General features: G+C 63.8%; 23 protein-coding genes and 1 tRNA gene. 11 read left to right on the top strand and 13 right to left on the bottom strand.

The window, feature by feature from the left end; all coding sequences use genetic code 11:
• The first annotated feature begins 143 nt into the window (after positions 1–143).
• Together KSS93_RS25710 and rimI are read left to right on the top strand one after the other, a co-directional pair.
• Complete coding sequence (locus tag KSS93_RS25710; RefSeq protein WP_217886539.1) at positions 144–935, top strand: energy transducer TonB; 792 nt, start codon at positions 144–146, stop codon at positions 933–935.
• The gene (gene rimI, locus KSS93_RS25705; protein WP_217886538.1) at positions 932–1,387 is read left to right on the top strand and encodes a ribosomal protein S18-alanine N-acetyltransferase; all 456 of its coding nucleotides are present in this window, start codon (positions 932–934) and stop codon (positions 1,385–1,387) included. The genes KSS93_RS25710 and rimI overlap by 4 nt, the downstream gene beginning before the upstream one ends.
• A 191-nt stretch (positions 1,388–1,578) precedes the next feature.
• On the opposite strand, the gene KSS93_RS25700 is transcribed toward rimI, so the two are convergent.
• Positions 1,579–1,830, bottom strand: coding sequence for a hypothetical protein (locus tag KSS93_RS25700; RefSeq protein WP_217840378.1), 252 nt, complete (start codon positions 1,828–1,830; stop codon positions 1,579–1,581).
• Between the two features lie 509 nt (positions 1,831–2,339).
• Positions 2,340–3,503: a hypothetical protein gene (locus KSS93_RS25695; RefSeq protein WP_217886537.1), complete on the bottom strand. Its 1,164-nt coding sequence runs from the start codon at positions 3,501–3,503 to the stop codon at positions 2,340–2,342.
• A gap of 68 nt (positions 3,504–3,571) precedes the next feature.
• Between KSS93_RS25695 and KSS93_RS25690 the strand changes: the two genes are divergently transcribed.
• Entirely contained in the window at positions 3,572–4,156 is a 585-nt protein-coding gene (locus tag KSS93_RS25690) for a D-Ala-D-Ala carboxypeptidase family metallohydrolase (RefSeq protein WP_217886536.1), read from the top strand.
• Here the strand turns inward: KSS93_RS25690 and KSS93_RS25685 are convergent.
• Positions 4,096–4,998, bottom strand: coding sequence for a LysR substrate-binding domain-containing protein (locus KSS93_RS25685; RefSeq protein ID WP_217886535.1), 903 nt, complete (start codon positions 4,996–4,998; stop codon positions 4,096–4,098). The genes KSS93_RS25690 and KSS93_RS25685 overlap by 61 nt on opposite strands.
• Before the next feature lie 182 nt (positions 4,999–5,180).
• Between KSS93_RS25685 and KSS93_RS25680 the strand changes: the two genes are divergently transcribed.
• Entirely contained in the window at positions 5,181–5,798 is a 618-nt protein-coding gene (locus tag KSS93_RS25680; RefSeq protein WP_217886534.1) for a LysE family translocator, read from the top strand.
• A gap of 54 nt (positions 5,799–5,852) precedes the next feature.
• On the opposite strand, the gene KSS93_RS25675 is transcribed toward KSS93_RS25680, so the two are convergent.
• A tRNA-Met gene (locus KSS93_RS25675) sits at positions 5,853–5,929 on the bottom strand.
• Between the two features lie 96 nt (positions 5,930–6,025).
• Entirely contained in the window at positions 6,026–6,958 is a 933-nt protein-coding gene (locus KSS93_RS25670; protein ID WP_225917259.1) for a FecR family protein, read from the bottom strand.
• A gap of 194 nt (positions 6,959–7,152) precedes the next feature.
• Between KSS93_RS25670 and KSS93_RS25665 the strand changes: the two genes are divergently transcribed.
• Positions 7,153–8,358 (top strand): MFS transporter, encoded by a 1,206-nt coding sequence (locus tag KSS93_RS25665; protein ID WP_217886533.1) that lies wholly within the window; start codon positions 7,153–7,155, stop codon positions 8,356–8,358.
• 502 nt (positions 8,359–8,860) lie between these two features.
• A complete protein-coding gene (locus KSS93_RS25660) occupies positions 8,861–10,015 on the top strand; it encodes an MFS transporter (RefSeq protein WP_217886532.1) in 1,155 nt (384 codons plus the stop codon).
• A 255-nt stretch (positions 10,016–10,270) separates the two neighbouring features.
• Here KSS93_RS25660 and KSS93_RS25655 read toward each other — a convergent pair whose 3' ends face one another.
• The gene (locus KSS93_RS25655) at positions 10,271–11,227 is read right to left on the bottom strand and encodes a DUF4880 domain-containing protein (protein WP_217886531.1); all 957 of its coding nucleotides are present in this window, start codon (positions 11,225–11,227) and stop codon (positions 10,271–10,273) included.
• The gene (locus KSS93_RS25650; RefSeq protein ID WP_217886530.1) at positions 11,214–11,729 is read right to left on the bottom strand and encodes a sigma-70 family RNA polymerase sigma factor; all 516 of its coding nucleotides are present in this window, start codon (positions 11,727–11,729) and stop codon (positions 11,214–11,216) included. The genes KSS93_RS25655 and KSS93_RS25650 overlap by 14 nt, the downstream gene beginning before the upstream one ends.
• 284 nt (positions 11,730–12,013) lie before the next feature.
• Here KSS93_RS25650 and ada point away from each other — a divergent pair, with 284 nt between their 5' ends.
• Together ada and KSS93_RS25640 are read left to right on the top strand one after the other, a co-directional pair.
• Complete coding sequence (ada, locus tag KSS93_RS25645; RefSeq protein ID WP_217886529.1) at positions 12,014–13,054, top strand: bifunctional DNA-binding transcriptional regulator/O6-methylguanine-DNA methyltransferase Ada; 1,041 nt, start codon at positions 12,014–12,016, stop codon at positions 13,052–13,054.
• A gap of 56 nt (positions 13,055–13,110) precedes the next feature.
• Positions 13,111–15,510, top strand: a complete 2,400-nt coding sequence (locus tag KSS93_RS25640; RefSeq protein ID WP_217886528.1) for a DUF3772 domain-containing protein — start codon at positions 13,111–13,113, stop codon at positions 15,508–15,510.
• Positions 15,511–15,622: 112 nt separating this feature from the next.
• On the opposite strand, the gene KSS93_RS25635 is transcribed toward KSS93_RS25640, so the two are convergent.
• Positions 15,623–15,877 carry a hypothetical protein gene (locus KSS93_RS25635; RefSeq protein ID WP_217886527.1) on the bottom strand — a complete coding sequence of 85 codons (255 nt, stop codon included), beginning with the start codon at positions 15,875–15,877 and terminating at the stop codon, positions 15,623–15,625.
• Positions 15,878–16,656: 779 nt separating this feature from the next.
• On the opposite strand from KSS93_RS25635, the gene KSS93_RS25630 reads away from it, so the two are divergent.
• From KSS93_RS25630 to KSS93_RS25620, 3 genes are all read left to right on the top strand, one after another.
• Positions 16,657–16,947, top strand: coding sequence for a type II toxin-antitoxin system TacA family antitoxin (locus KSS93_RS25630; protein WP_217886526.1), 291 nt, complete (start codon positions 16,657–16,659; stop codon positions 16,945–16,947).
• Positions 16,905–17,426 (top strand): GNAT family N-acetyltransferase, encoded by a 522-nt coding sequence (locus tag KSS93_RS25625; protein WP_217886525.1) that lies wholly within the window; start codon positions 16,905–16,907, stop codon positions 17,424–17,426. Before KSS93_RS25630 ends, KSS93_RS25625 begins: the two co-directional genes overlap by 43 nt.
• Positions 17,427–17,681: 255 nt before the next feature.
• Positions 17,682–18,539 carry an RHS repeat-associated core domain-containing protein gene (locus tag KSS93_RS25620; protein WP_225917257.1) on the top strand — a complete coding sequence of 286 codons (858 nt, stop codon included), beginning with the start codon at positions 17,682–17,684 and terminating at the stop codon, positions 18,537–18,539.
• 166 nt (positions 18,540–18,705) lie between these two features.
• Here KSS93_RS25620 and KSS93_RS25615 read toward each other — a convergent pair whose 3' ends face one another.
• The 5 genes from KSS93_RS25615 to KSS93_RS25595 form a co-directional block, all read right to left on the bottom strand.
• Positions 18,706–20,136, bottom strand: coding sequence for an aldehyde dehydrogenase family protein (locus KSS93_RS25615; protein WP_217886523.1), 1,431 nt, complete (start codon positions 20,134–20,136; stop codon positions 18,706–18,708).
• Between the two features lie 13 nt (positions 20,137–20,149).
• Positions 20,150–21,649 (bottom strand): purine-cytosine permease family protein, encoded by a 1,500-nt coding sequence (locus KSS93_RS25610; RefSeq protein ID WP_217886522.1) that lies wholly within the window; start codon positions 21,647–21,649, stop codon positions 20,150–20,152.
• 85 nt (positions 21,650–21,734) lie between these two features.
• The gene (locus tag KSS93_RS25605) at positions 21,735–22,124 is read right to left on the bottom strand and encodes a YybH family protein (protein ID WP_217886521.1); all 390 of its coding nucleotides are present in this window, start codon (positions 22,122–22,124) and stop codon (positions 21,735–21,737) included.
• A 478-nt stretch (positions 22,125–22,602) separates the two neighbouring features.
• Complete coding sequence (locus KSS93_RS25600; RefSeq protein WP_217886520.1) at positions 22,603–23,787, bottom strand: MFS transporter; 1,185 nt, start codon at positions 23,785–23,787, stop codon at positions 22,603–22,605.
• Between the two features lie 188 nt (positions 23,788–23,975).
• Positions 23,976–26,705 carry an ankyrin repeat domain-containing protein gene (locus KSS93_RS25595; RefSeq protein WP_217886519.1) on the bottom strand — a complete coding sequence of 910 codons (2,730 nt, stop codon included), beginning with the start codon at positions 26,703–26,705 and terminating at the stop codon, positions 23,976–23,978.
• Positions 26,706–26,713: the final 8 nt, after the last annotated feature.

Below are 26,713 nucleotides of genomic sequence, written 5' to 3'. Positions count from 1 at the left end.
ATCGCGGCCTGTGCAGCGGGTGCTGTACCTGTGGGAACGGCTTGCCCGCGATGAGGCCGTCACTGGCGATAAATTTCCGTCACCGCGTTGCAGCCAACGGCGTTAGAATGCCCGCCTGATTTCGCCCACCGGAAACCCGCCCCTTGCTGATCGAGTCCCGCCGCCGCGCCTACCTGTCCGCCATGCAAGTGGTGCACTGGCTGCCGCGCGCCGAACTGCCGTTCGCCGCACCGTCGCGGCCCGAACTGCTGTTGCCGGTGGCACCGGTCGACGAAGTGGATTTCGAGGTGCGCCCGGCAGCCCCGGCGCCTGCGCCCGGTGAAGCGCCGCCAGCGCCCCAGGCGCGCAGCGAGCGGCCGAAAATCGAGATTCCGCGCCCGGGCAGCGCGCCCAAGCCCGTCGCAAAACCGGTGCAAACCGAAGAAGAAGCCCCGGCACCGCGCCCTGTGCCAGTGCCGCCACCGCGCTTCGCCCTGCAACTGCTGCGCGCCGGCAGCTGCCTATTGCTGGTAGAACTGGCCACCGGCCAGCCCTTCCAGAGCCGCGACCCTTCGTACCTGCTGCTCAAGGACATGCTGCGCGCCGCCGGCCTGCCGGACGCCCCGCAGATCATCGGCGAGCCGGTGCGCTGGCCGTTGCTGGTGCGCGGCAACATGGACCAGGGGCCGGAGGCGGCGCGCGACTTCGTCCAGGGCTTTATCGCCGCGCGCCTTGAAGAGGCCCCCTGCACCTGCCTGTGGCTGGTCGGCCTGCCCGCCGTGCGCTATGCCGGCCAAGCCGACGCCCAGGCGTATTACCAGCCGCTCAAGGTCGACCTGCTGGGCGATGCCTGGGCTTTGCCTGGCCTTGAACTGTTGATGGACGAGCCGCAGCGCAAGGCGGATGTCTGGAAAGCCATGCGCCAGCTGATGGCGCGCTGGAAGCCTGTTGAATGAGTGACCCGATCAGTTTCCGCCCGGCCACCGAGGCGGACCTGGATGCCCTGCTAAAAATCGAATACGCCGCGTTCAGCCACCCCTGGACCCGCGGCATCTTCACCGATGCGCTGAAGTCCTACGAAGTGTGGTTGATGTTCGATGGCCAGCAGCAGGTTGGCCACGGGGTGATCAACGTGATCATCGACGAGGCGCACCTGCTCAACATCACCGTCAAGCCGGAAAACCAGGGCCGCGGGCTGGGCCTGCGGTTGCTCGAGCACCTGATGGCGCGGGCCTACCAGCTCAATGGCCGCGAGTGCTTTTTGGAGGTGCGCGCCAGCAACCAGTCGGCGTACCGCCTGTACGAGCGGTATGGTTTCAACGAGATCGGCCGGCGCCGGGATTACTACCCGCTGGCCGGTGGGCGGGAAGATGCGTTGGTGATGGCCTGTACGCTGCTTGAGGATTGAGCAGCCTCTGGTGGCCTTGACGCGTTCTCTGTAGGAGCGGCCTTGTGTCGCGATGGGCTGCAAAGCAGCCCCGGCGATTTTGTGTGGTACCGATATCTCGGGGCCGCTACGCGCCCCTTTCGCGGCACAAGGCCGCTCCTACAGAGACCGCGCCGGTTGTGCCGTTGCAGGCGTAATAGATAGGGCCCTGATCAACCCTGCTTGTGCTTCAGCGCATGTTCGGCCAGCGCCCGGCTCATCTGGGCGTTGTGCGCTGCATTGACCAGCATGCCAAGCCCCGGTTCGCCAGCCATGGCGCAGCAGTATTCATCAATGGTGTCTTCGATGCCGCGCATCAGCTGGATGGCGTGCACCAGGGCGTCGGTGCCTGCCAGGTCGTCGTTGATGGTGAAGAAACTGCGGGTGGATTTGCTGGGTGGTGGGTCGGGTACGAGCTTTTTCATGATGCATCTCCTGTTCCGTTGAGAAAGGCCACCTTTCCTTGATCCCTCTCACAGAATGAAGGGTGGCAACCGCACGCGGGGTGAGAGACCGGCGAACAGACAATTCCGGCAGGCATAAGCCTCCCGCGCGCGGCAGCCATTGAGCAGCGCTTCTGTTGCAGGCGGGCTCTCACACCCCCATCGCCGTTTTTGGCGACCCGAGAAAGTTAGCCCTCATACCTGTGCACAACAACGCAGAAGCGGCTGTAACGCACGTAGGGTATTTCCCAAGGCATGCCGTTTTGAAGCATTTGGTTTCAGGTTGGGAAAAATCCTACGGTGTACCGCAGTTTGTCGATCAGCGCGGACCTGTAGGAGCGGCCTTGTGCCGCGAAAGGGCTGCGTAGCAGCCCCGGCGATTTTTCATGATGCCGAGATTCTGGGGCTGCTACGCAGCCCATCTCGACCGGACGGCGCCCCGGCAAGGCCGCTTCCCACAATGGGGGAGGGCGCAAACCAGTGACGGAATCTCAGATTTCCGGCTGCTGCACCTCAAGCGGCTTGCGCAAATCGCGCAGGTTGCGCGTCGCCGCCCCGGTATTACACTTGGCCGCCGCCTGCTCCGGGGTCATCTCGCGGATGGTGCGGTAAAACAGCTCGCAGGTCTGCTTCTTCTGGGTCACCTGCCACTTGCCGGTACAGGCCTGCAGGGTCAGCTTGGCATCAGCCTGCGGGTTGCGCCCCATACCCGCCTGCCAGCAGGCGGCAGACAGATCCTGGCCCATCATCTTCAGGCCGGCGGCATCGGCCTTGTCCTGGTCACCGTTGTAGCTTTTCGGGTCGGCGGCGTACCAGATGGCGCTCGGGTGGTTGGCGCCCAGTACCGGCACCTTTGCCGCGCCCGGCTCGGGGCTGATGTCGACCAGCCCGAGCACATCCACCTTGGGCCCGTATTGTTGCTGTACCCAGCTGCGCACCGGGGCGCCGAAGGCGACCATCGGCAAGGCTGCTTTGCCGCCCTGGGTCAGGGCCATCTCCTTGACCATGCGCACCTGGTAGTCATGGAAGTAGCTGTAGGTGCCCTCCAGCGTGCTGCCGGCGCTGGCTGGTGCGGCTATGGGGGCGATGTCGATGATGGTCTGGTAGGCCGGGGTGCTGGCCGCCTCGATGCCGTTGAACGTCAGCAGTTCGGCCCAGCGGTCGGTGGTGCTGGACTCGAGGTAATCCTGGTAGCGGGTCAGCGAATAGTCCGGCGGGAAGTGCAGCAGCTCGATGCTGCGGCGCTGCTCGAGGGCCATGCCCAGCGGCAGGAACAGGTACCAGTCATAGGACCATTTGCCGTCCTTGTTCAGCTTGCTGGCGCCTTCATAGGCCAGCTCGCCGCTGTCGAGCAGCTTGCGCAGCGGCTCGGTGTAGCCTTCGGGCACGCCGCTGATACGGGCATGCAGGCGGTCGTGTTCGCGGCTGACCTGCACCTTGGCGTTGGCGTAGCCGTCGCGTTGCACGCTTTGCGTCAGGTAGTGCTCGACGGTCTGCTCCAGGGTCCAGTCGCGGTAGCAGATCACGTGGCAGTTGTTGGGGAAGGCGAACAGGCGGGTGGCGCGCTGGGCGTCGCCCAGGTCGATGCGCGCATCAGCCATGGCCAGGCCGCTGAAGGCGAGGGCGGCCAGGCCCGATAATGCAATCTTGTGCATGCTTAACTCCATGTCAGTGGCCGCCAGGACGGCGGGCGCGCGCCCATGGTGGATGAAGAGGAGGGGGGATGAAAAGTGCCCGGAAGTGGCTGCTGGTCACGGCTTTTTGCGCTGTGCTACCCGCGCAGGCCGACCAGCGCGACCTGTGGATGTTCGCCCAGTGGGCCGGTGACCACGAGAACCGCGCCTTTCGTGAAATGCTGGTGCAGGCGCGGCTGTACGGGGTGGTGCCGATTCACCAGTTGCTGCGCTCGGCCTCGGACTGGCGCTTGTGCCGTGCCTCGCCGTTCGCGGTGCCGCCGGCCAGCCATTGGCCGGCGGTGCGCTCCACCCTGGCGCTGCTCAAGACGCTGGGCGAGCAAGGCGCGCTGGGCCAGTTCGAGGTGGTGTCGGCCTATCGCGACCCGCGGCTGAATGCCTGCGCCGGCGGCGCCCCGAGCAGCGCCCATATGCGCGCCTTCGCCGTCGACCTGCTGCTGCCTCCCTGGGCCGACCCCAACCCGCTGTGCCGCTTCTGGCAGCAGCACGGCGAGGCCTGGAACATGGGGCTGGGGCGCTACCCGTCGGGGCGCATCCATATCGATACCGCCGGCTACCGCACCTGGGGTGGCGATGGCGGGGCGGGGTCGTCGTTCTGCCCCAGGCTCAAGTGAGCCAGGCAAGCCTGGCATTCGCCGCTCACCCACTCGGCGAAGCGCTGGCGCTTGCTGCCGTCGTTGAGTGGCTGCGGGCTGAGCAGGTGGTAGGCGCAGCCGTCGCGGATGAAGCCGAACGGTGCCTGCAACTGGCCGCTGTCCAGTTCGTCGCGCACCATCAGCGCCGAAGCCATGGCCTGGCCAAGGCCGGCGCTGGCTGCCTGGATCGACAGGTAGAAGTGCTCGAAGTCGCTGCGCTCGCGGCTGCCCAGCGGTTGGCCGGTCAGGCGTTGCCAGGTCGGCCAGGCATCGGCGCGGGTGGCACTGTGCAGCAGGCGTGTGCCTTGGTGGCCCGGTGCGTTGACCGGGCCGATCCATTCGTCGCAGATCTTTTGGCTGTGCAACTGGCGGCTCCAGTGGAAGTCGTCGCGGCGCAGGGCCAGGTCGATACCACCGCGGGTGAAGTCCACCGGGCCGCCGGCGGCCACCAGGTGCAGTTGCAGGTCAGGGTGCGCTGCGTGAAAGCGCGGTAGCCGCGGGATCAGCCAGCGCATGGCGATGGTGGGCTCGCAAGACAACACCAGCACCTTGTCCTCGGGCTGCTGCAGGCGCTGCACGGCGCCTTCGAGTTGCTCGAAGATCGCCCGGGTGGTGTCGTGCAGGCTGCGCCCGGCGTGGGTCAGGTGCACGGCGCGGTTGCGCCGCTCGAACAGTTCGACCCCAAGGCTTTCCTCGAGCAGGCGCACCTGGCGGCTGACGGCGCCGTGGGTAACGTGCAGCAGCTCGGCGGCCTGCACGAAGCTCTGGGTGCGTGCGGCCATGTCGAAGTAGCGCAGGGTGGCGAGTGGGGGCAGTTTCATGGATTTCTGCTGGGGTTGCTGGCGCTATCGCGCTGTAGGAGCCGGCTTGCCGGCGACAGGGCCAGCGGCATCAATAAAAATGTGTGAGTAAAACTAGCAGATCGTCAGCGCAATTAATCGATTTTATGCCGTACCCAGCCATCCGATACTCACGCCTCAGTCAATTCCCATCGAGTATCTATATGGCCGAACTCCTCGCCATCGCCCTGTTCACCATCCTGGCCGTCATCAGCCCCGGCGCCGACTTCGCCATGGTCACTCGCAGCAGCTACGCCCAGGGCCGCAAGGCTGGCCTGGCCGCCGCCGTGGGCATTGCCCTGGGCGTGCAGGTACATGTGCTGTACACCGTGCTCGGCATCGCCGTGGTCATCAGCCAGAGCCCGGCACTGTTCCTGGCCATGAAGCTGCTGGGCGCCGGCTATTTGATTTACCTGGGCTACAAGTCGCTGACCAATCGCACGCGCATTCAGCTCGACGGCCTGTCGCCCGGCAGCAATGCGCACTTGGCCCAGGCGCTGCGCACCGGCTTTTTGACCAACGCCCTCAACCCCAAGACCATGCTGTTTGTGGTCAGCGCCTACACCCAGGTGGTGCAGCCGGGCAGTTCGCTGGCACTCAATTTTGCCTACGGCGGCTTCATGTCGTTCGCTCACTGGGCGTGGTTCAGCCTGGTGGCGGTGTTCTTTTCCAGTGAAGGGCTGCGCGGCTTGATGATCGAACGCCAAGTGCTGGTGGACCGGGTCATCGGCGTGGCGTTGATCGGCCTGGGGCTGGCCGTGGCAGTGGCGGGGGTGAGGTAGGTTTTCTGCAGGCAAATAAAAAGGGCTTATCTTTCGATAAGCCCTTTTTGAAGGTGGTGGCTACACAGGGACTTGAACCCCGGACCCCAGCATTATGAATGCTATGCTCTAACCAACTGAGCTATGTAGCCAACTTGGCGCGCATTATTAGCTCGAAAGGCCAACCTGTCAACACTCACTTCAAAAAAAATTTCCAACCTTTCAAAAACTTAGCCGGCATACCCGGTTCAGCGGGCTATCAGCCAGTGGCCGAGCACCCCGTGCAGGCTCAGGTGCTGCTCGCTGGCCAGCTGCTGCAGGCTCTGGGCCGGGTGATCCAGGTCGAAATCACCACTCACGCGCCGGTAGCCGGCTTGTTCGTCCATCAGCCACACCCGCTGGCCCTGGTAACCGGCCAGGCGCTCCAATACTTCACCCAGCGGCCTTTCCTTGACTTGCAGGCGGCCACGGCGCCAGGCGTCGGCGGCCTTGGCGTCGGTTTTTTCCGTTGAATTGATGCGCGTGCTGGTAAAGGTCACCCGCTCGCCGGCATTGACCATGCGCTGGTCGCCGCCCAGCAGCACGGCGGCCTTGCCGGCCAGTACCACCAACTCGTCGTGGTCGCTGTAGCGGGCCAGTTGCAGGCGGGTGCCGAATACCTGAATACGCGCATCGTCCACCTGCACCTCCATGGCCCGGCCATCGAGCATCACCTCCAGGTACACCTGCCCCTGCACCAGGTGCAGCAGGCGGGTACGGCTGCGCAAGTCGACGTTCATTGCGCTGGCGCTGTCCAGGTGCAGGGTCGAGCCGTCGGCCAGGCGCACGCTGCGCCGCTCGCCACTGTCGGTGTGCAGCTCGCAGCTCAGGCGTTGCAGCATGGGCCAGTACACAAAGGCCAGCACCGCCAGCACCATCAAAAACAGCAGCCCCAGCCACAGGCCCGCGCGGCTTCGGCGCAGGCGGGTTTCGCGCGGGCGCGGGCGTGCCGGCTCCGGGGCCTGCAGCTTTTGCCAGTAGGCCTCCAGCTGGGCGTAGGCGCGGGCGTTGAGCGGGTCCTGGCACCAGTTGCCGAAGGCCTGGCGCAGGGCTTCGTCGCAACCGGGCTGGCGCAGGCGCGAGAACCAGTCCAGCGCTTCTTGCTCGGGGTCGGGCTGCTGCAGGGCGGGCATCGGGCTCATGGGGTGGGGTGCTCGCAAGGGCAGGGCGGTTACGCCCAGCGTTTACGGTGAGGAGATGCGAGGATGCTAAATATATTGAGAACCATTTACAAGTGCGTGCCGGATGGATGGTGGCACATGTAAATAAAAAGGTAGCTTCGTATCTATTTGTTTCACGATAATCGGTTCCCAACCTGCGCACGGAAACCGAGCCCATGGCCACCAGCAGTACCTCGACCAGCAGCGCCACCAGCACGGCCAGCCCGTTGGTGATGCGCATCATCACCTTCTGCGCCCTGGCGCACCTGATCAACGACCTGATCCAGTCGGTGCTGCCGGCCATCTACCCGATGCTCAAGGCCAACTACGACCTGAGCTTCACCCAGATCGGCCTGATCACCCTGACCTTCCAGGTGACCGCCTCGCTGCTGCAGCCTTGGGTGGGCTTTTTCACCGACAAGCGCCCAACCCCCAACCTGCTGCCCATGGGCACCCTGTGCACCCTGGTGGGTATCGTGATGCTGGCGTTTGTCGGCAGCTTCCCGATGATTCTGCTGGCCTCGGCACTGGTGGGCATCGGCTCGTCGACCTTCCACCCCGAGACCTCGCGCATCGCCCGGCTGGCTTCGGGCGGGCGCTTTGGCCTGGCCCAGTCGACCTTCCAGGTGGGCGGTAACGCAGGTTCTGCGTTCGGCCCGCTGCTGGCTGCGGCCATCGTCATCCCGTTCGGCCAGACCCACGTGGCCTGGTTCGGCGTGGCGGCGCTGTTCTTCTTTGCCGTCACCCTGATGCTGCGCCGCTGGTACAAGGAACACCTCAACCAGGCCAAGGCGCGCAAGGCGGTGCAGGCCACCCACGGCATCTCGCGCCAGCGGGTGATTATGGCGCTGGTGGTGTTGGGCCTGCTGGTGTTCTCCAAGTACTTCTACATGGCCAGCTTCACCAGCTACTTCACCTTCTACCTGATCGAGAAGTTCCAGCTGTCGGTGGCCAGCTCCCAGCTGCACCTGTTCCTGTTCCTCGGCGCGGTGGCGGCCGGCACCTTCTTCGGCGGCCCGATCGGCGACCGCATCGGGCGCAAGGCGGTGATCTGGTTCTCGATTCTTGGCGTGGCGCCGTTCACCCTGGTGCTGCCTTACGCCGACCTGTTCTGGACCACTGTGCTCAGTGTGGTGATCGGCTTCATTCTGGCCTCGGCGTTCTCGGCCATCGTGGTGTATGCCCAGGAACTGGTGCCGGGCAACGTGGGGATGATCGCCGGGATTTTCTTTGGCCTGATGTTCGGCTTCGGCGGCATCGGTGCGGCGCTTTTGGGCTATGTGGCCGACCTGCGTGGCATCGAATATGTGTACGGGGTGTGCTCGTACCTGCCGTTGTTCGGGTTGTTGGCGGTGTTCTTGCCGTCTACCGGCAAGCGCTGACAGAGATCGCCATGAGCGCCGCGTACCTGTAGGAGCGGGTTTACCCGCGAAGCAGACGACGCGGTGGATGGCACCGGCTGCGCCGGTGTTCGCGGCTGAAGCCGCTCCCACAGGGACCGCATAGCCTTCAAACCTGCGCCGTACTTGTAGGAGCCAGCTTGCCGGCGATTGACGCAACCACCACCCCTGGCCTAGAGTGCCGCCTCCATTCTTTCACCTGCGTAGCTCAAGCGATGCGCCGTACCGATGTCCCCAACGCCTCCCGCCAGCCTGTCGCCCCGACAGCGCGCCGCGCGTGGCCGAGCGACACGGTGCTCAAGCGTCGGCGCAGCGTCCTGTTTGCCTTCACCTTCTCGCCACACCTTGCCCTGAACTGATCCGCGCCCCTGCGTGCCGCGCCTTGCCGGCGTGTGCGCATGCGCCTGCGTTCGAACATCTTTCAGCGGTTTTTCAGCCGGCCCGGGCGTTGCGCCTGTGCGTGCCGGTTTGCAAGGAGTGGTACATGAACATGCGTTTGCTGGCGGGCCTGTTGTTCGCCGTTTCGGTGGTTGGCTTCAGCCTGGGGGCGAGCCTGCCGCTGGTGTCGTTGCGCCTGCACGAGGCCGGGGCTGGTACGTTGCAGATCGGCATCATCTCTGCGATACCCGCAGCGGGCATGATGCTTTCGGCATTCATGGTCGATGCCTGCTGCAAGCACCTGACCCGCCGCGTCATCTACCTGCTCAGCTTCAGCCTGTGCACCTTGAGCATCGCCCTGCTGGAGTGGGCCTTCGACTCGATGCTGTGGCTGGCGCTGCTGCGCCTGGGCTTAGGTATCGGCATGGGCATCGCGATCATCCTCGGCGAGTCGTGGGTCAACGAGCTGTGCCCGGAGCATAACCGCGGCAAGATCATGGCCCTGTACGCCACCAGCTTCACTGGCTTCCAGGTGCTGGGCCCGGCGCTGCTGGCCCTGCTGGGGGCCGACAGCCCGTGGCTGACCGGGGTGGTCACCGCCTGCTACGGCCTGGCCTTGCTGTGCATTGTGTTCACCGTGCCCAACGACCATGTCGAACACGAAGAGGGCGAAAAAAGCTTCGGCCTGGCCGGCTTCTTCCGCGTCGCCCCGGCGCTGTGCGTGGCGGTGCTGTTCTTCTCGTTCTTCGATGCGGTGGTGCTGTCGTTGCTGCCGGTGTACGCCACCAGCCATGGCTTTGCCGTGGGTGTGGCGGCGCTGATGGTGACCGTGGTGTTTGCCGGCGACATGGTCTTCCAGCTGCCGCTGGGCTGGCTGGCCGACCGTGTCGAGCGTACCGGGCTGCACCTGGTGTGCGGGCTGGTGGCCATGGGCATCGGCATCGCGCTGCCGTGGCTGTTGCAGATGACCTGGCTGCTGTGGCCGCTGCTGGTGGTGCTGGGCGCGGTGGCGGGGGGCATCTACACCTTGGCGCTGGTGCTGATCGGGCAGCGCTTCAAGGGCCAGGACCTGGTAACGGCCAATGCCAGCGTTGGCTTGCTGTGGGGTGTGGGAAGCCTGGTGGGGCCGCTGGTCAGTGGTGCTGCGATGGACGTAGCGCCCCATGGCTTGCCCATGGCGCTGGCGCTGATGGCCGGGCTGTTCGTGTGCTTTGCCCGGCAGGCTTACCGCCGGGCGGGCAGGTTGCAGGCGGCTGCATAGGCCATTGAAGGCTATGCGATCCCTGTGGGAGCAACTGTCTTGTGCTGCCTGTACTGGCCTCATCGCCGGCAAGCCGACTCCTACAGGATTACGCAAAGACTGGCTCCAGCGCCGTACCTGTGGGAGCGGGCTTGCCCGCGAAGCAGGCGACGCGGTGGAAGGCACCGGCTTTGCCGGTGTTCGCGGTGGTCCGGCATCCCGGCAAGCCCGCTCCCACAGGGTTGCGTAAAGCCTGAGGCAAGCCCAACCCAGCCCTTACGCCGCGCCGATACTCACCCAATAGCGCATGCGGTAGTCAACCCGCACCGGCAGGCTGCGGGCGATCAGCAGCAGAATCTGGTCGGTGTCGGCCAACTGGTAGGTGCCGGACACCTTCAACCCGGCCACCTCCGGCGCGCAGCGCAGCAGGCCCGGGCGGTAGCGCGACAGCTCGTCGACGAACTCGCCCAGCGGCATCTGCTGCACACTGAGCACGCCCTCGGTCCAGCCCCAGGGGTCACCATGCAGGGTGGCGGGGCGGTAGCGGCCGCTGCTGGAAATCTGCAGCACCTCGCCCGCTTTGACCGGGTGTGCGGCGGGTGACGCGGGGAACAACGTCACCTCGCCGTGGCGCACCGCCAACAGCAACCCTTCTTTGTTTTCCCGCAGCAGCAACTGGCTGCCTTGGGTGGCCAGGTCACCGATGCGGGTGTCGATATGGAACGGGCGGTTATCGCTGGCGTTACTGTTCAGGCTGACTTCACCCTGTACCAAGGTCAGGTGGCGCAGGTCGGCGCTGTAGTGCAGGTCGATGGCGCTGTCGGTGTTCAGGCAGATCCGGCTGCCGTCGTTGCCGGTAAAATCGCGGTGCTCGCCGGTGGCGGTACGGCTGTCGGCCATCAGGGCCGTAAGGCCCAGTGGCTCGCGCGCGGTCCAGCCCACTGCGCCGCCCACGGCCAGCAGTGACAACAGCTTGAGGTGGTCACGCCGGCTGCTGCGCAGGCTTTGGCTGGCGTCCAGGGTGCGCCGGCTCAATTCGCCCGGCAGCCCGGCCAGTTCGTCGCCCATGGCGCTGACCCGTTGCCAGGCCCGTTCATTCAGCGGGTCGCTGGCAAGCCATAGCTGAAACTGGCGCTCGGTGCGCGGGCCGGGGCTGTCATAGCGCAGCCGCACCAGCCAGTCGATGGCCTGGTCGACCTGGGCCTGGCTGGGTGGTTGCTCAGGCATCGGCATAGCGCAACCGGTAGCAGGCGCCCAGGGCCTTGGCCAGGTCGCGCTCGACCGTGGCCCGCGACACGTTCAACTGCAGGGCGATCTGGTTTAGCGGTAAGCCGTCGAGCTGGGCCAGCAGGAACGCCTGGCGTGCCCGGGGCAGCAACTTATGCAGGGCAAGGTCCAGGCGTTCGAGGGTGTCGAGGATGACCAGGCGCTGTTCTTCGCTGGGCGCCTCCTGCTCAGGCAGGCAGGCCAGGCTTTCGAGGTAGGCCTTTTCCAGCGCGCGGCGGCGGAACTGGTCGATCATCAGGCCCCGGGCAATGCTGCTGAGGTAGGCGCGGGGCTCTTTGAGCGGCGATACCTGGCGGGCCTTGAGCAGGCGTACGAAGGTGTCCTGGGCAAGGTCTGCGGCGTGCTCGCGGCAACCCACCCGCCCGGTCAGCCAGCCGCGCAGCCAGCGGTGGTGGGTTTGATAGAGCAGATCGACCTCGGCCGGTTTCAGCGTGTCATTGATCTGCATCGTCAGAAGAGCCTTGCCCGGGGAATGTGATTGTTAATTGTTCTCAATTCTATGTGGGGCGGTGCTGGCAGATCAATGGTATGCCAGCAATTCGTTGCGCCAGTGAGGGGCATTTATCGATGAGTGGTCAGCCCTGCTCTGCCCCTGTAGGCGCCGGCTTGCCGGCGATGAGGCCGGCACCGGCAGCACAAACCGGCGCCCCAGGCACAATTACCTGCAAGAATCGGAGTGAACCCCCAGGCCTTCCCTGTCACGCTTGCCCCATCGCCCCCGGAGAGCTCCCGATGAAGCCCTACACCACCGACGCCGAGCGCTGGCAAGCCGTGCAGGCCCGGGACAGCGCCGCCTGCGGCCATTTCGTCTACGCCGTGCGCAGCACCGGCGTGTACTGCCAGCCAGCTTGCAAATCGCGCCTGGCCAAGCGCGAGAACGTCGAGTTCTTCGACGCCGCCGGCCAGGCCGAAGCCGCCGGTTACCGGGCCTGCAAGCGCTGCTGGGCCAGCCCCCGGCGCACCGACCTGGTAGCCCGCGCCTGCCGCCTGATCGAAGCCGGCGACCCGGCGCCCGGCCTCGACCAGTTGGGCGCTGCGCTGAACGTCAGCCCGTTTCACCTGCACCGCCAGTTCAAGGCTGAAACCGGCCTGACCCCCAAGGCGTACGCTTCGGCCTTTCGCGCCCGGCGCTTGCGCGAGCGGCTGGGCGAGGCCGGCAGTGTCACCGAGGCCATTTTCGATGCCGGTTACAACTCCAACAGCCGCTTCTACGAAAGCGCAGGCGAACGCCTGGGCATGCGCCCGCGCGAGTACCGCGCAGGCGGCGAGGGCGCGGTGATCCGCTTTGCCCTGGCGCAGTGCTCGCTGGGGGCGATATTGGTGGCGCAGAGCGAGCGCGGCATCTGCGCGATCTTGCTGGGCGATGAACCCGAGCCGCTGCTGTGTGACCTGCAGGACAAATTCCCCAAGGCCCAGTTGCTTGGCGGCGACGCTGACTTCGAGCGCATGGTCGCCGAGGTGATCGGTTTCGTCGAAGCACCGGCCCTGGGCCTGGCCTTGCCGCTGGATGTGCAGGGTACTGCCTTCCAGGAGCGCGTATGGCAGGCGCTGCGCGAAGTGCCGCCGGGCTGCCGGGTCAGCTACAGCGACATCGCCGAGCGCATCGGCGCACCCCGGGCGGTGCGCGCCGTGGCCCAGGCTTGCGCGGCCAACAGCATCGCCGTGGCCATCCCCTGCCACCGCGTAGTGCGCCGCGACGGCGACCTCAGCGGCTACCGCTGGGGCGTGGAGCGCAAGCGCCAGCTGCTGGGCCGAGAAACGGCGCCCTCTTGAACCTGCGGAACGCGTAGAATTTCCTCTTTGTCGTGTTGTGCTAAGAGGAATGTTCGATGGGGCGTGTCAGCCTTGAGCGGTTTTATGCAGGCATACTGGCCCTGCTGTTGTGGGTGGCCATGCCGGCCTGGGCGGCGCCTGTCACGCCGGTATCGCGCCTGGCGGTGGCCGAGCAGCAGGTGCTGGACGAAGACGCCAGCCTTGAGCAACTGAGCGAGCGCCTGGACCAGATCCGTCAGGGCGTCACCGCCAATGCCAATGACGATTTGCTCTCGCAACTGCGCCAGTCGGCCATGCAGGTGCAGCGCCAGGCCGATGCCCTGGCCACCCAACGCACCACCGATGTCGAGCGCCTGGATGACCAGCTCAAGGTGATCGGCCCGGTGCAGGCCGACGAGGCCGAAAGCCTGACCCGCCAGCGCAAGCAGCTCACCGATGAAAAAAACGCGGTGCTGGCCGAGCAGAAGGAGGCCGCCACACTCACCCAGTCGGCCCGCGACCTGTCCACGCAAATCGTCAACCTGCGCCGCAGCCTGTTCAACTCGCAGATCACCAGCCGCGCCGCCAGCCCGCTGAGCCCGGCGTTCTGGTCGAGCCTGATCCGCCCCACCGACGAAGACGTGGCGCGCTTGCGCGAGCTGCGCGGCGAGGCCGCCGACGCCGTGGCCAGCGCCTTCAGCGTCGAAAACCGTGGGCTGTTCATCACTGCGCTGATTGCGGCGGTGCTGGTTTGGACCCTGCTGCGCAAGCTGCTCGAGCGGCTGCTGGCCAAGGCCATGGTGCGCTGGCTGCCCGAAGGCCGGCTGCGCCGCAGCGCCCTGGCACTGGGCGTGAGCCTGGCCACCCTGGGCACCATCGCAGGGTCCGTATCGCTGCTGCGCTGGGGGCTGGAGAGCAGCGCCGAGCTGGGCAGCGATGTGGCCAGCCTGACCAACCACGTGCTCACCCTGGTGGTGTTCAGCGCCTTCATCGCAGGCCTTGGCCGCGCCATGCTGATGCTGCAGCGTCCGTCCTGGCGCCTGCCGCCAATCCCTGACGAAGTGGCCAGCGCCCTGGGCTGGTTCCCCAAGGTACTGGCCCTGAGCCTGATGGTGCTGCTCACCCAGGAGCGCATCAACAGCGTGATCGGCACCAGCCTGGCGCTGACCCTGGCCACCAACGGCCTGACCGCGCTGGTGGTGTCGTTGCTGTTCGTCGCCGCGTTGGTGAGCTACCGCCGCACCCGGCGCAAGCATGGGCTGGAGCGCCCGACGGGCCTGGCCGGGTTGATCCCGTTCGTGATCGTGGTGTGGGTGGTGTTGATTGTGCTGACGCTGCTGGCCGGTTACCTCACCCTGGCGTACTTCCTCACCGCCAAGCTGCTGTGGATCAGCGTGGTCACCACCTGCGCTTACTTGCTGGTAACGGTGTTCGGCGACCTCTGCGAAACCCTGCTGTCGCCACGCCAGCCCGGCGGCCTGGCGCTGGCCTCGGCCCTGGGCCTGCAACAGCGCCATCAGGCCCAGGCCAGCACCATCCTCGCCGGTATCGGCCGCACCGTGCTGCTGTTCTGCGCCGCATTGCTGGCGTTCATGCCGTCGGGCACCAGCCCCGGCGAGCTGCTGCTGAGCCTGGCCGACTGGGACGGCAGTGGCGGCAAGGTGCTGGGCAACCTGAACATCGTCCCGGCGGATATCTTCCTGGCGCTGGCGATGCTGGTGGGGGGCTGGTTCGCCATCCGCGTGGTCAAGCGCTGGCTGAGCGAGCGCCTGCTGCCTGAAACCGACATGGACGCCGGCATGCGCGCTTCCCTGGTGACCCTGGTCGGTTACCTGGGCTTCCTGTTCCTGGCCATGCTGGTGATGTCGACCCTGCGCATCAACCTCACCAGCCTGACCTGGGTGGTCAGTGCGCTGTCGGTGGGTATCGGTTTTGGTTTGCAGCAGATCGTGCAGAACTTCATCTCCGGCCTGATCCTGCTCACCGAGCGCCCGGTGAAAGTGGGCGACTGGGTGAGCCTGGCGGGCGTCGAGGGCGATATCCGCCGCATCAACGTGCGCGCCACCGAAATCCAGATGTCCGACCGCTCGACGGTGATCGTGCCCAACTCGCAGTTCATCTCGCAGAACGTGCGCAACGTGACCATGGCCAATGCCTTGGGCGTGGTCGGCATCACCCTGACCCTGCCGCTGGAGACGGACCCTGCCAAGGTGCGCGAAGTGTTGCTGGCGGCGTACCACGAGCACGAGGCGATTCTCGATGCCCCGGCCTGCTCGGTGTCGTTCAAGGATTTGACCGCCAGCGGCATGGTGATCGGCGTCAGCGGCTACGTGGCCTCGCCGCGGCAGGTGTCGGGCACCCGCAGTGATTTGCTGTTCACCATTCTTGGGCGGTTGCGTGAGGAGGGTATTGCCCTGTCGTCGCCGGCGAGCATGGTGCTGGTGCAGGAAAGCCCGCGGCCGGAGGAGCCGGCGTAACAACAGGCTCAATTTCTGGAGGCTGGCGCGGCCCTTGTGGGAGCAACTGTCTTGATCAATTTTTAAAAGCCGACTCGATTCTTGTGGGAAGCGGTTGGCGATGAATCCCAACTCAGCCCTGCCCGGCCTTCAACGCATGCTCTGCCAACGCCCGCCCCATCTGCACGTTGTGCGCGGCATTGACCAGCATCCCCAACCCCGGCTCCCCGGCCAGGGCGCAGCAGTATTCATCGATGGTGTCTTCGATCCCGCGCATCAGCTGGATCGCGTGCACCAACGCCTCGGTGGCGGGCATGTCGTCGTTGATGGTGAAGAAAGGGCGTTGTGCGGATTTTGCGGTGGGTGGCTCGGGTACGATCTTTTTCATGGAATGCACTCATTTCGATTGAAAAGGGTGCCGCCTCCAGACCCCTCTCACAGGATGAGGGTGGCAGCCGTACGCGGGGTGAGAGACCGGTCGAAATGAGCAAATGCCGGCCAGGCCTGGGCCTGCCCGCGCACAGCTGCCATGGCGGTGCTGCGTGCTTCATTTCGACGACGGCAGGCTCTCACACCCGGTCGCCATTACGACGACCCGGGGAAGTTAGTCCTGCTGGTGATGATCGACAATGCCGAAGCGTCTGCAGCGCGCGTAGGGTAATTCCCAAGCTGATGGGCTTTGAAGCACTTTGTTTCAGGTTCGGAAATGTCTTACGGCTAGGGGCGTCGTTGGAGCGGGCTTGCCCCGCGATGGGTTCTGCATGTGGTCGCGTCAGGGCTGGCAGGTGTTCGCCGAGAGCCTTGCAGCGCCTATCAGATCGAGCGCCGCCCGCGCGGCGCATCGCGGCACAAGGCCGCTCCTACAGTTTGTTTCGGGCCAGTCTGTCCTGTGCCATTACCTGGTCCGCCTTGTTGGTACGACGCGGTTTCAGTATGGGCATTGTCACTCTCTCAACCCTTTGCGAAGTAGCCTGCGATCTTCCAGGAAAGAGCTGACATGTAATTCTTTGCATGAATGGGCAAGGTAAATGCTTGTGCTCAGGCTTTGACCGTTCGTAACGCATATTGCGTTACAGCTATACAGGTGTGTTACGCAGGAGTAGCCTTTTACAGGTCGACATCCTCCGTCGATTTCAAAGCCCGAGTGGCATGGGCAGGGAGTCACCAATGAGCGATTTGCAGACCCGGGACCGCAACAAGGCGGTACCTCTGAACATGAGAGTGGCCGAGCATCGGCGTGATCTGATCGATGCCGCTGTGGAAATAGTAGGTGGCGACAGGACCAGCTTTGTCCTTGATGCCGCCTGCAAGCGGGCTGAGGAAGTGCTGATGGAGCGCCGGCTTTTCCTGCTCGATGAAGAGGCATTCGACCGCTTCACCCAGGCACTGGAAGACAACCCCATCAGGAGCAATGAATGCGTGAAGAAACTGCTGGCAAGGCCGAAGCGCTGGAGCTGACTGCGCCACGCAAGCTCGAGGTATTTCACCTGTTGGATCAGTTCGAAAGTGGGGAGGTGTCGATTGACGCTTACCTGCGAGACAAAGCCCTGAAAGCACAGGTTGCGAAACACGCCGTGGTTTACGTCACCTGCTTCAAAGGCACGTCGGTCGTAGCCGGTTACTACACGTTGTCGAATGGCTCGGTCGCCCGCGCTCATGGAGCGACGGCTGGCCTTAGGCGCAATGCGCCAAGCGATTTGCCGGTAGTGCTTTTGGGCAGGATGGGCGTGACTCGGCAGGCCGCAGGGCAGGGGGTGGCCACCGACCTGCTGCAGGACGCCATCGAGAGAGCGCTCGTCGTTTCTGAGTCGGTAGGCTGCCTGGCGATGGTGGTTCACCCGCTTAATGAGCGCCTGGAGCATTTCTACGCGACAAAGGCAGGGTTTATAAGCTGCCCCGAGTTATCGCCCAAGACCATGATGCTGGCGCTGCGCTAGTCTTTACTGGTTTTGGAAACGGGCTCGATCTGCGATGAGGCTTTGACTCCCATTAGGTCAAGGTATCCATGTGGTTGCAGATAGGGTTTAAGCGCTGCTGCTAATGGATGATAGTTCTCTGCAAGCGGTGCCCCAGTGGGCAGTACCTGTCATTTTTGATAGTGGCGTTGTATGGTCATGGGATTTAGAGTGGTCCACATCATCGCAGTCGATGTGCATCTTTAAATGTGCGGGCTCATTGAGTGGGGGTATAAAATGGCAGATTTTTCGAGTGCCTTAGTTGCTGTCGATACTCAAGGGTCTATGCTGTTTCACTCATCTGGGCATCGGCTGAAAGTTTTGTCCTATACACCATACGGGTGTTCAACTCTTGGTCATTGCCCACTGCTCTTAGGCTTTATGGGGGAGCTGTTTCAAAAATTAGCGGGTGGCTACCATTTGGGTAATGGGTATCGCTGCTACAGTCCAGCTCTCATGAGATTTTATCGTCCTGATGATATAAGCCCTTTTGGTCGAGGGGGGATAAATGCTTACGCGGCATTCTCCGGTGATCCAGTGAATAATGTCGATCCAAGCGGTCATGATGCAATGACGATGACATTTTTCAGGGCAGTTAGTCGGTTCAAATCGGCGCTTGTAAAAGGCAAAGGCGTTGATAGGAATAAACCTCTGCTGACTGATGCGCATCCAGAAGACAGTGGTCCGGCAATCGTGCGTTTGAAAAGACGAGGCGATGTTAAAGGGGTTGATTTTAAGTTGATAGTGAGAAAGTCAGATGTGAGCGGGCTGATTGGGGAAGAGCGTAAATTTATTCTCCTGCGCTCAGGAGAATTAATAACTGGGAACCAGCAGAATGAAAGCTTTCCTCACCCAGCGTTAAAGTATTTTTCGAAGACAGGCGGTGGGGTAATATCAGCTGGCTATCTTGGCCTTCGGTACGGTGTGGTCGTTTTTTCACACGTTACCGGTCATTATCACTCAAGCATGAAGGGGCATACTCCGACTACGTCAGTCATAGAATTTTTTAATCGTATCGGAGTAGTAGCTATGCGTGTGCGCGGCAAAGGGGATGAGAACATACCTCCTTCCTATAATCCATGGTTCCAGGGGTGAGAATGGAGTTGTTGTGGCACCAGTTTGCGGCGGACGGGGGATGGATCTGCCTGCGGGCCAGACTAGCGCCGAGTACTACGGGGGCTGTGCTCGATCTGGCAGGCTGACGCCTTCGGCAATACATCTATCAGCCTCCCCAACCCCTTGAAAGGGACTCCCTACCAAATCACCCCAAACACCGCGTCACATGCTTCACCGACTGATACCCCGAAAGCCCCCAAGGCCCAAGCTCGCGGCCAATCCCGCTACCCTTGGTCCCACCCCACGAGGTCTCGACGAACACCGCCTGCACCGAGTTGATCCATACATGCCCCACCTCCAGCGCATCGGCCACCCGCTCGGCGCGTTCAAGGTCGGCGCTGCACACGGTGGCCACCAGCCCGAAGCGGCTGTCGTTGGCCTGGGCAATGGCTTCGGCTTCGCTGGCAAAGCGCCGGGCGCACAGCACCGGGCCGAAGATTTCCTCGTTCCACAGGCGGCTGCTGGTGGGCACATCCACATACAGCGTGGGGCTGACGAACCAGCCGTCGCGGTCCAGCGCCTGGCCGCCGGCCAGGCATTTCAGGCCTTCTTCGCGGGCGGTGGCGAAGTAACCGGCCACCTTCAGCCACTGCGCCTGGCTGGTCAGCGGGCCCATGCCTACTTCTTCAAGCTGCGGGTTACCCACTTGCAACTGCTCCAGCGCGGCCTGCAGGCGCGGCAGCAGCGCATCGGCGATGCCGTCCTGCACCAGCAGGCGCGAGGTGGCCGAGCACATCTGCCCGGCGTTCCAGGTGATGCCGGCGACAATCCATTCCACCGCCTGGTCGACGTCGCAATCGTCGAACACCACGATGGCCGACTTGCCGCCCAGCTCCAGGGTCACCGGCCGGCACTGCGCGGCAGCGGCGCGCATCACCTGGCTGCCAACGCCATTGCTGCCGGTGAACGACAGCTTGTCCAGGCCGCTGTGGCCGCTCAGGGCGGCGCCGGTTTCGGCCTTGCCGTTGACGATGTTCAGCACGCCTGCGGGCAGGCCCAGTTGCTCGGCGATCTGGCCGTAGGCCTGCTCCACCAGCGGGGTCACTTCGGAGGGCTTGAGCACCACGGTGCAGCCGGCAGCCAGGGCCGGGGCGAGCTTCCAGGCGCTGGTCACCAGCGGGAAGTTCCATGGCACGATCAGGCCGACCACCCCCACCGGCTCGAGGCGTGTACGGGCAGTGAAGCCGGGCGCTGCCAGGGGCACGTCGCGGTTTTTGCCGGGCAGTTGCTCGGCAAGGCCTGCGTAGTAGGCAAAGGTGGCGATGGCATCGTCCAGGTCGATCTCGGCCTCGAAGCGCGGCTTGCCGTTGTTGCGCATCTGCAGGGCGATCAATTCGTCACGGCGCTGGCCGAGCTGTTCGGCAAAGCCGCGCAGGTAGGCGGCTCGTTCAGCTGGCGTGACGGTTTTCCAGCCGTCCAGGGCGCGCCGCGCAGCGGCCACGGCCTGGTCTACCTGGGCGGTGCTGGCGGCCATCAGTTCGGCGAACGGCTGGCCGCTGGAGGGGTTGTGGACAACGATGCAGTCGTTGCCCTGGCCTTCGACCCAACGGCCGTCGATGAAGTGGGGAGTGGTCATGGGCAAATTCCGGTCAGGCCATTTCGGCAGTGGTCACAGGTTGTACCGGCACGCTTTTGCAGCGCACCCAGCGCGGGCCCTTGGGGCCATACACGCCAGCCGGTTCAGGGAACAGGTTGAGCAAGATCAGGTACAGCACGCAGGCGATGCCGAGGGTCACCGGCAGGCTCAGGTCGATGCCGCCGGCCAGTTCGCCCAGCGGGCCGACGAACTGCCCCGGCAGGTTGACGAAGCACAGGCCAATCGCCGCGCTGGGGACCCACGCCCCCATGCCGCGCCAGTTCCAGCCGTGGTTGAACCAGTAATGGCCGCCCTGCTGGCCGCGGGTGAATACCTGCAGGTCGTCGGCGTGGTAGAAGCCGCGGCGGGTGATCAGGCCGAGGATCATGATCACCATCCAGGGGCTGGTGCAGGTAATGATCAGCACGGCGAAGGTCGACACGCTCTGCACCAGGTTGAAGGTGAAGCGGCCGACGAAGATGAAACCGATGGCCAGTACGCCGATCAGCAGCGTGGCCGCGGCGCGGCTGAGCAGGCGCGGGAACACGCTGGACATGTCCAGGCCCGTGCCATACAGCGCCGTGGTGCCGGTGGACATGCCGCCGATCACTGCAATCAGGCACACCGGCAGGAAGAACCAGCCCGGCGAGATCGCCAGCAGCCCGCCGACGTAGTTGTTGGCGGCGATGTAGTCCGGTGCCTGGCTGGCCACCAGGGTGGCGGTGCACAGGCCGAACAGGAACGGGATCAGCGTGGCGGCTTGCGCAGCTATTACCGCCAGCATGATGCGGCGCTTGGGCGTGGCGCGGGGGATGTAGCGCGACCAGTCACCGAGGAAGGCGCCGAACGACACCGGGTTGCTCATGGCCAGAATGGCCGCGCCAACGAAGGCCGCCCAGAAGCCGGCCTGGCCCAGGTTGACGCTGCCGGCATAGCCCGCATCGAACGGCCCGGCAAAGGCGACGATGCCCAGCAGAAACAGCAGGCTCGAGGCCCACACGGCTATCTTGTTGACCCACAGCATGAAGCGAAAGCCAAAGATGCACACCACCAGCACCAGCACCGCGAACAGGCCGTAGGCCAGGCCCAGGGTCAGGTCGGTTTCCGGCAGGCCCGCCAGGCGCTTGGCGCCGCCCACCAGGGCATCGCCCGAGCTCCACACCGACAGCGAGAAAAACGCCACGGCGGTCAGCAGCGACAGGAACGAGCCGACGATGCGCCCGTGCACGCCGAAGTGCGCGCCGGACGAAACGGCGTTGTTGGTGCCGTTGAGGGCGCCGAACAGGCCCATGGGCGCAAGGATCAGCGCGCCCACGCCGACCCCCAGCAAGATCGCCCAGACCCCGGCCTGGAACGACAGCCCGAACAGTACCGGGAAGCTGCCGAGCACGGCGGTGGCAAAAGTGTTGGCGCCGCCGAAAATCAGGCGGAACAGGTCCAGCGGGGCGGCGTCGCGTTGATCGTCGGGGATCTGTTCGACGCCATTGGTCTCGATACCGGTCGAGTGGCTCATGGTGGTGCTCCAGCGCGAGTGTTGTCGGCCTGTGGCAGGCCTTGTTGTGGGTGCGATGGCAGTGCGGCAAGGCCGCTTTAAAAGGTCAGGCGGGTGAGACGACCGACAGGTGCTCGTGGCAGGCCAGCCAGCGTTCGCCGTGTTGGCGGAACACGATGGTCTCACGCTCGTTCAGCGCGTGTTCTTCACCGGCAATGCGAATGCGCGTAGCCACATCGTGCATGAAGATCGCCACATCACCTTGCAGGCTCACCTGCACGTTGCTGGATTGGCAGCCGAGCACGGCAAAGCCTTCGGCCTGCCAGCCGGCCCAGACTTCTTCGTAGGCACGGCGCGACAGCAGCGGCTGGGGCAAGGTGTGGAAAAGGAAGGTGGCATCTTCGCTGAAGCAGGCGAAGTAGCGGGCGGTGTCGTTGCTGGCGAAGGCGGCTACGAGGTCGGCGGCGGCCTGCCGTACCTGAAGTGTCTGGTCCACGGGAGTGGCCTCACGGTTATTGTGATTGTTGATGAAGCGATTCTGGTGGCGGCGGGCGGGGGGACAAATCGGCTGGGGCAAATAATCAGTTCAGGAATTTGTGAACCAATGGGAGTTTGAGAGTCGCCTGCCATGAGGCCTGGCAGGCGACTGTGGCTTTTGCGGGGCAGACCGACCAAGTAACCGACCAAGTAATTGCCGAGAATCTGCCAGCTCAGCACCGAAGCTTCCAGGCCCGTCCCCATCGCCGGCAAGCCGGCCCCTACAGGGGAGCGCGGTCTCTGTAGGAGATTACCCAGCCCTGCGGGCTGCGCTGTCGCACAGAGAACAGAATTCGCAAGCGCGCCACATACCCTGTGGGAGCGGGTTTACCGGAGTGCCGGACCACCGCGAAGCAGGCAGCGCGGTGGATGGCACCGGCTTCGCCGGTGTTCGCGGTGGTCCGGCATCCCGGTAAACCCGCTCCCACAGGACCCTGCTAAATCAATAAGTTATGTGTTGTTCTATGAGAGCCGGCTTGCCGGCGATGGGGCCCTCCGACCGAGCGCACGGCAAACCCTGCCGCCAGCACGGTCAACGCCGCCCCGGCCCATGGCGTGTGGGCCAACGACGCCGCGCCGATCACTACCCCGCCAATCGCCGAGCCCAAGCCCACCCCGAGGTGCATCGCCGAAAGGTTCAGGCTCATGCCGGCAGGGAAGGTATCGTTACCACGGCTGGCCAAAAAGCTTTGCACCACCGGCGAGGTGGTCCAGCTCAACGCCCCCCACAGCATCATCGCCGGGATGAACAACCACGGCGTGCCGACGCATAGCGGCAGCATCAGCAGGCTGGCCAGGTACAGCAATGGCGCCAGCACGATGGCCTTGCCCGCGCCCAGGCGGTCGGCCATCCAGCCGCCCACATAACCACCCGCTACACCGGCAATGCCGAACGCGGCAAAGACCGCCGCCAGCCAGGCGGCCGGTACCTTGGCGATGTGCTGGGCGTAGGGCGCAAGATAAGCGAACACGGTGAAGTGCCCGGCAATCATCAGCAGCGACACCAGCTGCGCCGCCACCAACCGCCCATCGCGCAGGTGGCGCAGGTAGCTGGCCAGGGCAATCGGCTCGCTGCCCTGCAGTTGCGGCAGGCCGCGCCAGGCCATCAGCAGCACCAGCGCCGCCAGGGCGCTCAGGCCGACGAACACTCCGCGCCAGCCGAGCACGTCGCACAGCAGCATGCCGGCAGGCACCCCCAGCACCAGCGAGCTGCAGATGCCCATGAAAATCACCCCGATGGCGCGCCCGCGCAGGGTATCGGGCACCAAGCGTGTGGCCATCAGCGTACACACCAGGCAAGTCAGGGCGCTGGTGGCGGCCATGCCTAGGCGCGCCAGCAGCAGCGCGGTATAGCCCGGCGCCAGGGCGGCCAGCAGGTTGCACAGGGCAAAGACGGCAAGAGCGGCGCACAGCAGGCGGCGCAGCGGCAGGCGGCGGGCAAGCAGGGGCGAGAAGGGCGCGGCGAGGGCGAAGCTCAAGGAGAACACCGTGGTCAGTTGCCCGGCGACGCCGAGCGGTACGTCAAGGCCATCGGCCAGGGCCGGGAGAATGCCAACGGTGATGTTTTCGGCCATGCCGGTGACGAAGGTCGCCAGGGCCAGCAGCCAGATACGCGGGTTCATGTGTTGCCTCCGATAAACAGGCCGGCCGTGGTCCGGACCCATTGGCCCCGACGGCTGACCGGCGAGGTCAGGTCCATCGGGTTTCGAGGCAGTGCTTCGGTTATCCCGGGTTCAAGCTACGGCAATTCTAGACAGTTGAAGGGCTGGAGGGGAAGCGTTGACAGGCCGCCGCTTCCCCCACCCACATTTCAACTGGCTGGCGCCGGGGCGGCCTGTTCGAGCAGGGCCGCTGCCCCTTGCAATTGCTGGAGGGAGGCGCATGTGTAGCCGTTTTCTGCGAGCTGCTCGGCCAGTGCACCCAGCGTGCCCGGCTCTGCGATCAACTTCTCAACCAATTCCAGCGGCGTTTGCCCATGCGCATTGCGCTGCCAGGCCAACCTGGGGGCTCGTTGCAGCAGGCGCTCGATCGCATGACGATTGGCGGTCCAGCTTGCAGTGTGCAGCACCGTTTGCCCATCGACCGTTACGTTGTCAAGGCGACAGGGGTTATCGAGCAGTGCGTCCACGCAACTGTCTACCCGAGACTTGATCGCCGAGTGCAGAGCTGTCACGCCATGCCAGTCCTGCAAATCTGGATCTGCCCCGGCCTGGAGCATCACTTTCAGCAACTCGGTATTGCCCGCTTCGGCCATCAGCATCAAGGGTGTCTGGCCTTTCAGGTCGGTAATATTCAGTTGTGCAGGGGCATGGACAGCGAGCAACTCGAAGAATCGGCCCCAGTGCTCAAGCATGTTTGCCATGCGCAGTGTTTCTTCAGATAGCTCCTTGGGAGCGAGTTGCTGGATAAGCGGAAGTTTTGCCATGAAGCTGCTGTGCATCTTTATCAGCAACATCATCACCGAGTTACCGTCGACATCCGGCAAGCTGGAGGCCAGAAGTTTTCGATTTGCCTTTATCCACGACTGCAGGCCGAACTGGTCGTTGCTGCAAAATAGCTCCATCAGTGCATGCAGCATCCGTTTGCTGGCCTCGCTGCTGCGGCGTTTTTCGAGGGCAATGCCTGGGTAAGGCTTGTACAAGTCATCCCAGAAATATCCGCTGACCCAGCGTGCGGTCTCTTCAATGGGAGGAATCACCTCGTTGTCACTCATCATCCCGCCGGCCAGCATGGCCCTGTAAAGCTTTTCGTGGTTGTTGCCGTTAAGCCGCTGGTTGGCGACCATCACGGCGAATCCATCCCGGGCAATCTCGCCAGACAGCGAACCGTAATTGCGCTCCTTGCAAGCCTCCAGCGCTTGAACGAACAGCTTCCCGGCTTGCCCGAATTCATTGCTGGCAAGCATGTGTTTGGCTTTGAACTGCAGTACCGCGGCTTTCCAGGCCGCGTAGCCTTCGCTACCTTCGGCCTCATCCAGCAAGCGTTGGACCCTGTCTCGGGTATCTTTGGGTTGGCGCTTGCGCTCACCGTTGAGATAACCATCCAGCTCCATCAAAATGGCCTGGACTGTTTGCTCCGGGCTGTTCGCCAGCTCGCGCATCCGCTGGATGGCGACGTTTCTGGCATCACGACTCAGCGTGGTTTGCTGTGCGACCTGGCAGACTACCCAAAAGCTATGTTCGTTTTGCAGGGCCCGCCACGGTGACGAACGTTTCATCTGCTCGACCAACTGCAGTTCCCTCTGCAGCTTCTGTGCGAAATCTATTGCCCGCTTCGCGTTGCGCTCGAAAATCGGTTGTTGCGACTGCTCATCGAGCCCGACATGATCTTCAAGCTCACTGCCTGCAGTCATTTGGTCAAAATGGTGGCTGAGCAGTAACGCCAACTCTTTGTTCGCTGTTTCCCGCCGCGACGGGAGAATGGACAAGAACAACCCGTTCTTGTCGGGTGCCGGCAGATGGGCCTCGAACCATTCGTTTTCCGCTCGTTCGCCCTGAGCTTTGCAGTTAGCGTGGGCGCCAACCGTCAGGTTATAGATGAATTTATAGAGGCCCAGCAGTTGCAGTAACTTGTTCTGTTGTGGATCGGTGCAGCGGCGATCGACACCGGGGCAGAGGAAATTCAGCAGGCGTACATAGCCGTCTTGCACCATGCGGGCGATCCGCAGGCGCTTGCGTATCGTGCGCATGGACGGTTGTGCGTAACGGTCTGCGAGCAATCGTAAAAACTCGCTCTGCTCTTGCTCATCGGCCTCACCGGACAGCACGGCCTCCAGGCGCCCAGGCTGGGTCATGGGAATCTGCAGGCGCAGTTGACCGGCGTCGAGTTTCTTGCGGCTTACGAATGCCAAGGCGTCGGCGAATTGCTCGGAATGGGGCAGGGTGGTGTCGGGTGTGAAGACTCCTTCGAAGGCCAGGTTTATCGTATCTGCAAAGTGGCAGTCGATGGTGTCCGGACGGATCGTGGTTTCATTACGCCATTTGTAAAGAGAGCGACGCAGGCCATCGTTAGCATCTGCATGTTGTTCACTTTGCTGATCGGCCACGGATTCCAATGGCATCCCCAGCAGGTCGAGTAGCCAATCGATCACCTGTGCAACTGGCATATGCAGGACCGGTTTGTTTTCCGCATCGGCGAGCTCTGGCAAATACCAGAAACGCCCTCCCGGCATACCGATGTCCAGAGGTTGTTTCAGGTTCCAGAAGCCAATATGGCGAGCAAGACCGGGCACATAAAAGTAACCCAGCAATGTCCATAGCACTTGCCGTTGATCTGCTGTAAACGTCCAGGTATTGAGTTCAAGGAACTTGTAGGCGTTTGCGAATGCGGTGAAATTGTCCAGCGCATCGATACAGGCTAAGGGCTCGAGGCCCAAGGTGTCGAAAATGCTCCGAAGTACTTGCTGGCCCATTTCGTGGTGCATGGCCAGGCTGGCCTGACCGGTAGCGAACTTGGCCTGCTTTGTGGACGCGTAGCGAGGGCATCCGAGGCTCTGGTGGATTTCCAGCAAAATGGCTTCGGGAAGTGGGAATGTGCTCATGGTGCTTT

It is taken from the genome of Pseudomonas xanthosomatis (genome assembly GCF_019139835.1).
GTDB classification, from domain to species: Bacteria; Pseudomonadota; Gammaproteobacteria; order Pseudomonadales; family Pseudomonadaceae; genus Aquipseudomonas; species Aquipseudomonas fakonensis.
Note: the sequence above shows the minus strand (reverse complement) of the source record. Positions and strands in the feature narration are given on the sequence as shown.